General features: G+C 72.0%; 6 protein-coding genes. 1 reads left to right on the plus strand and 5 read right to left on the minus strand.

Translation table 11 applies throughout. From position 1 onward, the window contains the following. Positions 1-143: 143 nt before the first annotated feature. The 5 genes from ACWEBX_RS36505 to ACWEBX_RS36525 form a co-directional block, all read right to left on the minus strand. The gene (locus ACWEBX_RS36505; RefSeq protein ID WP_451889044.1) at positions 144-857 is read right to left on the minus strand and encodes a sugar phosphate nucleotidyltransferase; all 714 of its coding nucleotides are present in this window, start codon (positions 855-857) and stop codon (positions 144-146) included. A 35-nt stretch (positions 858-892) separates the two neighbouring features. Next, on the minus strand, positions 893-1,894 hold the full coding sequence (locus ACWEBX_RS36510; protein WP_451889045.1) for a GDP-mannose 4,6-dehydratase: 1,002 nt from the start codon (positions 1,892-1,894) through the stop codon (positions 893-895). A 111-nt stretch (positions 1,895-2,005) separates the two neighbouring features. Then, positions 2,006-3,388: a hypothetical protein gene (locus ACWEBX_RS36515; protein WP_451889046.1), complete on the minus strand. Its 1,383-nt coding sequence runs from the start codon at positions 3,386-3,388 to the stop codon at positions 2,006-2,008. Then, positions 3,385-4,920 (minus strand): GT4 family glycosyltransferase PelF, encoded by a 1,536-nt coding sequence (pelF, locus tag ACWEBX_RS36520; RefSeq protein ID WP_451889047.1) that lies wholly within the window; start codon positions 4,918-4,920, stop codon positions 3,385-3,387. The genes ACWEBX_RS36515 and pelF overlap by 4 nt, the downstream gene beginning before the upstream one ends. Before the next feature lie 84 nt (positions 4,921-5,004). Next, positions 5,005-5,166, minus strand: coding sequence for a hypothetical protein (locus ACWEBX_RS36525; RefSeq protein ID WP_451889048.1), 162 nt, complete (start codon positions 5,164-5,166; stop codon positions 5,005-5,007). 467 nt (positions 5,167-5,633) lie between these two features. Here ACWEBX_RS36525 and ACWEBX_RS36530 point away from each other — a divergent pair, with 467 nt between their 5' ends. Next, positions 5,634-5,981, plus strand: a complete 348-nt coding sequence (locus ACWEBX_RS36530) for a PRC-barrel domain containing protein (RefSeq protein ID WP_451889049.1) — start codon at positions 5,634-5,636, stop codon at positions 5,979-5,981. The last annotated feature ends 109 nt before the right edge of the window (positions 5,982-6,090 follow it).

Below are 6,090 nucleotides of genomic sequence, written 5' to 3' on the forward strand. Positions count from 1 at the left end.
CTTCGAGATCAACTACCCCTTCGTGTATCCCTCGATGAAGGCCAACAACCCCAAGCTCTTCAAGCAGTTCCGATGGGCGCCCTACCCGGCGGTGGCCGCCCAGATAGCCGGTGAAGCCCAGGACGAGAATGCGCATGCGGTGGTCAGGCTCCCTTGAGCAACAGAGACTTGCGGGTGGTGAACTCGGCGTTGGCCCGGTCGTAGTCGTCCGGGCGGCCGATGTCGAGCCAGTACCCGTCGAACTCGTAGGCGTGCGGCTCGCTGCCCCTCCCCAGCAGGTCGAGGACCAGCTCGTCGAAGCCCAGCGGCAGCCCCGGTGTGTAGCCTTCGAGCGTGGAGCGCGACAGGCCGTACACGCCCATGGAGACGCGGTAGTCGATGCTCGGCTTCTCGGTGAAGGCGACCACCTTGCGGTCGTCGGTGGTCAGCACGCCGAAGTCGATGCGTACCTTGCGCGCGTACGTCGCGATGGTCAGCGGGGCGCCCGAACCGCGGTGCCGCAGCAGGAGGTCGCCGAAGTCGAGATCGGTGAGCACGTCGCCGTTCATGACCAGGAACGACTCGGGCAGCCGGTCGCGCATGGTCAGCAGCGGGCCCATGGTGCCGAGCGGGCTCTCCTCGGTGGAGTAGTCGATGGCCAGGCCCCATTGGGACCCGTCGCCGACGTAGGCGCGGATGATCTCGCCCAGGTGACCCACGGCGATGGTGCAACTCGTGAAGCCGGACGAGACGAGCTGGCGGAGCACGATCTCCAGGATGGCGTGCTGGTCGCCGATGGGAACGAGGGGTTTGGGCAGGGCGGTGGTGTAGGGCCGCAGCCGAACGCCCTTGCCTCCGGCCAGAATCACTGCGTGCATGGGGTGCTTTCCTTAGTGGTGCGTGGCGAACGGGGTCAGATGTTGTAGATGCCGGTCTTGTAGCGGGCCAGGTTCGCCGGTTCACGGAAGAACTCGACGGTCCGCGCGAGCCCTTGTTCCAGGTCGTGGGCGGGGCTCCAGCCCGTCGCCCCGGTCAGCCGGGTCGCGTCGGCGACCAGCCGCATCACCTCGGAGCCGGCCGGCCGGATGCGCCCCTCGTCCTCGCGCACGTCGAGTGCGGTGTCCATCACCTTGCCGATCAGCGCCACCAGGTCGCCGACCGAGATCTCCCCGCCCGTACCGGCGTTGAAGGTCCTGCCCACGACCCGGTCCGCGGGCGCCGTGCCCACGGAGAGGAACGCCTGCGCGGTGTCCTTGACGAAGGTGAAGTCGCGGGTGGGCCGCAGATCGCCGAGGGTGATGACGCGTTCGCCGGCGGCCACCTGGCCGATGACGGTGGGGATGACCGCGCGCATCGACTGGCGCGGGCCGAAGGTGTTGAACGGCCGCAGTGTCACCACGGGCGTGTCGAAACTCGCGTGGTAGCTGTCGGCCAGCCGGTCCGCGCCCGCCTTCGAAGCGGCGTACGGGGACTGGGTGTTGATGGGGTGGTCCTCGGTGATGGGCACGGTCCGGGCGGTGCCGTAGGTCTCGCTGGTGGAGGTGTGCACGAGCCGGGGTGTGCCGAGCGCGCGTACCGCCTCCAGCACGTTGAGGGTGCCGGTGACGTTGGTGTCCACATAGCTGTGCGGTGCCTGGTAGGAGTACGGGATCGCGATGAGCGCGGCCAAGTGGTAGACGCAGTCGGCGCCTTCGGCCAGCCCGCGTACCGAACCCGGATCCCGGACGTCGCCCAGCACGATGTCCACCTGGTCCAGGACGTCGGGGTGCAGGGTCTCCAGCCAGCCGTACGAGGAGAAGGAGTTGTACTGCGCCATGGCCTTCACCCGATGCCCGGAGGCGACCAGCGCCTCGGTGAGGTGGGAGCCGATGAAACCCTCGGCTCCGGTGACGGCGGCGAGCGGTTGGGTGGTCAACTCGTTGGTCCTTCCGGTTGGTTGTTCGTGAGATGGGTGATGGGTGATGGGTGGTGCGGACGGCGGCACGGCGGCCCTCCGGATCCGTCCGGAAGGGCGGTGCGGGATGGTTCAGGCGTGCGGGGCCGGTCGCCCCAGCAGCCGCACGGCACAGGCCGCCAGACACAGGCAGGCAGTACCGCAGGACAGGCTCAGCACGTCGGTGCCCGGCAGGGAGCGGAGCACGGTGGCCGAGGCGGCACCGCAGGCAGCCGCCAGACAGACCACGGCCGGCTGCCAGGCGGCCCCGAACGCCTGGAGCAGCAACGCGGTCCACAGCGTGGCCGCGAGCAGCAGCAGCGGGGCCGGCTCCGCGCCGGTGAGCAGGGCCGCGGGCAGCAGCGGGAGCACGTAGAGAAGGAGACAGAGGCCGAGGACGCCGGTCGAACGCACCAGGAAGGCGGCGGGCGTCGCGGTCGCCCGCAGCACCGACACCGACATCCCCCGATACCGGTACAGCAGCCACTCCGCCGGTCCCATGCTGAGGGTCAGCACGACCACGGCGTACGGATGCTGCCGGCCCTCCAGCAGCACCAGCACCCCGGCGGACAGCCCGAACACGCCGTACGGCAGCGACCGCAGCAGCGAGGGACGGGCCGTACCCGGGACCGGGGAGGCGGCGAGCGCCGCCCGCAGTGCCCGGCCGGCCCCGGCGACCGAGCCGAGTACGGACAGCAGCGCCAGGGCGACCCGCGGCACGGGGCCGGGGTCCCACCAGGGCAGCGCCGCCGCGCCGGCGATCAGCGGGGTGAGCGCGGCCAGCAGCAGCCGCTCCCCGCCGAGGACGAGCAGCACCCCGGCGGCCGCGAGATACACCGACTGCGCCGCGGCGACCTCGATCGCGGTGCCGGACCCGCCGGTCAGCCCCGCGGTCAGCGCCCCGGCCGCCGTCGCGGTGAGCGCGCCGAGCGGCGCCCCCGCGAGCAGGGTCCGGCCCGCTTCCCGCCGGCCGGTGGCCATCCGCACGTAGGCGCGGTGGCCGAGCGCCTGGCCCCAGGCCCAGGAGACGAGGCCGGCCACCACCAGGACGCTGAGAGCACGCCCCGCGTGCCACAGCGGCGCGGTCAGCAGGTAGGCGAGGCCCGGCAGAGCGAACAGTGCCCCGCGCAGCGCGCAGCGCACATGGTCCGGACGCCAGGGGTCGGCCGGTCGCGGCGGCTCCGGAAAGGTGCGCGGCACCCGCTCGTACAGCGCGGAGGCGAGCGAGAAGAGGTTCGGATGCCCGTACCGCTCCTGGATGACGTCGGCGGTCAGCCCCTCCGACTCCAGCAGGGCCGCCACCTCGTACGGGTGGACCGCCGGGCCGATGCCGTCCGCCAGTTCGGCGGCGAGCCGGTCGACCGCGTCCCGCTCCGCACCGGGGCCGGACCGGGCGGGCGCGCGGGCGGCGGCGAGCCGCAGGGACAGCGTGTCGCCGCCCGTGCCGCCCGGTTCCAGCGCCATCGGTCCGCTCATCCGACGAGGCTCCTCGACCTGGACGCGGCCGCGCGGCCGGCCGGTACCGCCGGAGGGGCGCCGGCCGGTGCGGGAACGCGCGGGCCGGTCCCGCCGAGCGCCGACAGTTCGCGGTAGATGGTCCGGAACGTGTCGACCGTCTGCCGCAGGGTGAACTGCTCGATGACGCGCAGCCTGGCCGCCTCGCCCATCGATGCGCGCCGCCCGGCGTCGCCGAGCAGTTCGAGGGCGGCGGCGGCCATGGCGGCCGGTTCGCGTGGCGGGACGACGAGACCGCTGTCGCCGACCGCCTCGCGCACCCCGCCCACGTCCGTGGAGACGGTCGCCCGCCCGCACGACATGGCCTCGATCAGGGTGAACGGGAATCCCTCGCTGATGCTGGAGAGCATCACGACGCTGCCCGCCGCGTAGGCGTCCTTGATGTCGTCCACACGGCCCTCGAAGGTGACCGCCTCCGCCTGGCCCAGTTCGGCGGCCAGCGCCTCGCAGCGCTCGCGGTAGGCCTCGCCGCCGCGCGGGGTGCCGCCGAACAACCGGAGCCGTGCGTCCGGGAGATGCGCCCGAACGAGCGCGAACGCCCGGATCAGGGTCTCCAGGTCCTTGATCGGGTCGACGCGCCCGGCCCAGCTCAGCGTCGGGCACTCCGGCTCCGGGCCGGCGTGCGGGAAGGCGGCCGGGTCCACGCCGTTGTAGACGGTACGGATCGACTCGGGCGCGGCACCGCCCTGTTCCTCCCACAGCCGGTTGTAGCGGTTGCCCGGAGTGATCAGGGCCGCGCGCCGGTAGGTCTCCTCGGCGAGCAGCCGGAAGAAGCCCAGCACGACCGCCTTGACCGGCCAGCGGTACGGGGCCGTGCGGTAGCCGAGGTAGCGCTCGCGCAGATAGACGCCGTGCTCGGTCAACAGCAGCGGGACGCCGTGCCGTTGGAGCGCGGCGAGGCCCGGCAGTACGGCGACGCCGCCGCTGACCGCGTGCGCCACCCCGTGTTCGGGCAGCGGCGCGGTGAGCGGGCGCAGCGCGTGCTCCAGCAGGGCGGTCGCGGTGATGGCGTCGTGCAGGGTCGGCCGGGCCTCGCGGACGGCCAGTCCCGGGCGGTTCCACACGCCGGTCAGGACGCCGATCGCCCGGTCGCCGCGCAGGAAGGGACTCAGCGTCCCGTCCGCCGCGGCCCGCGCCATTGCGTACAGGGCGGTGGCGAAGCCGTCCTCGGCGCACGGATCGAGCAGGGCGGCCAGGAACTGTTCGTAGGCGGCGGTGAGTTGCCTGCGGCGCCGGCCGCGTGGCGGGCGGCCGGCGGGCACGGGCCCCCACATGGGGACCGTGACGACGTCCGAGACCTGTGCCGGAATGTCCCACACGGCGGGTTCACGTCCGGTGCCGGTCACGGCGATGACGCCGAAGTCGAAGTCGGGCATGCCGGCGACGAGTTGGTCGCACCAGACACTGACGCCGCCGTGACTGTGCGGGTAGGTGCCTTCGGTGAGCAGGGTGACGCGCGTCGTGCTGCGGCGCGCGCCGCGGGGAACGTGCATGGATGTGCTCCACGGCCGAGGTTGGGGTGGTCGGGCCCGTCCCGTCCGCGAAGGCGCGTACGGGATCTTCGGTCGGTGCGCGGCTCAGTTGTCCGGGCTGTGGGCGACGTGCTCGGGCGCGCCCGTCGGCAGGTCGTGGCCGTCGCGTACGTGCGCGGCGTTCGCGTGCGCCGGGCCGGCCGGCGGGCCGGTCGAGGCGCTGAGCGCGCCGACAGTGGGCGCGGTCGCGCGAATGGTCCGCTTCATGCGGTGAAGTCCCCTCCCCGGGCAGGGGTGAGCACCGCTCCCTCGGAGCGGACCAACCCCCTGGCGCGACGCCACAGCCCCCCTCAGACGTGGTCGTCGTCGCGTCACATAGTGGTCTGTCTGTGGAGCTTTTGTGCGCTTGCTACAGGAGATGACGGAAAAGCGTGTCAACCGGAAGGGTGATCGTCGAGCGCGGCGTCGACGCCGCGACCGTCACGTTGAGCCGTCGGGTGATTACCCAGCGAAACGTTACTGTGCCTGTCCGGAACGGGCCCGAGCGGATCCGGAACAGTGCGGTCCGCCCTGTGGGGCGCCGGTGGTCCACGCCGCGACGAGTTCCGGCTGATTCGTCGGTTTCAGGCCACCCCGAACCGGGTCTGTGAAGTATCCGTGGGCCGCGGGTGTCAGCGGCCGGGGAGGGGACACCCGTCAACCTCCGGCGGAAAGAACGAGTTGGAGGATTCTTCGTGAACGAGAACCTTTGGGGTTACGCCCCGACCAGCGGGCACACGCCCGACGACGATCTCTCCGGCTACCGGGTGGAAGCTGCCGACGGCCACATCGGCAAGGTCGACAAGCACTCCGACGAGGTCGGTTCCCAGTACATCGTCGTCGACACCGGCGTCTGGATCTTCGGCAAGCAGGTCCTGCTGCCCGCCGGAACGATCACGTCGGTCCGTCACGAGGACAGGACGATCCATGTGGCCCGGACCAAGGACGAGATCAAGGCGGCGCCGGAATTCGACAAGGAGAAGCATCTCGGGGATCCGCATTACCGCGACCAGCTCGGCGGCCACTACGGCTCCGGTCACTGACGCGACGCCGACCGCCGGTGCCGCCCCCGAAACGGGGGGGACCCGCGGTGGGTAAAAGGCAACGGGAACAGACGGCTGAAACAGCGGCACCGGCAGGACCGGGGGGTCC

This window comes from Streptomyces sp. NPDC005070 (assembly GCF_053600395.1).

What these genes read in the sequence shown, in the direction of transcription:
- ACWEBX_RS36515 (WP_451889046.1), bottom strand. Translation starts at nt 3,388, where the DNA reads ATGAGCGGACCGATGGCGCTGGAACCGGGCGGCACGGGCGGCGACACG.
- ACWEBX_RS36525 (WP_451889048.1), bottom strand. Translation starts at nt 5,166, where the DNA reads ATGAAGCGGACCATTCGCGCGACCGCGCCCACTGTCGGCGCGCTCAGC.
- pelF (WP_451889047.1), bottom strand. Translation starts at nt 4,920, where the DNA reads ATGCACGTTCCCCGCGGCGCGCGCCGCAGCACGACGCGCGTCACCCTG.
- ACWEBX_RS36505 (WP_451889044.1), bottom strand. Translation starts at nt 857, where the DNA reads ATGCACGCAGTGATTCTGGCCGGAGGCAAGGGCGTTCGGCTGCGGCCC.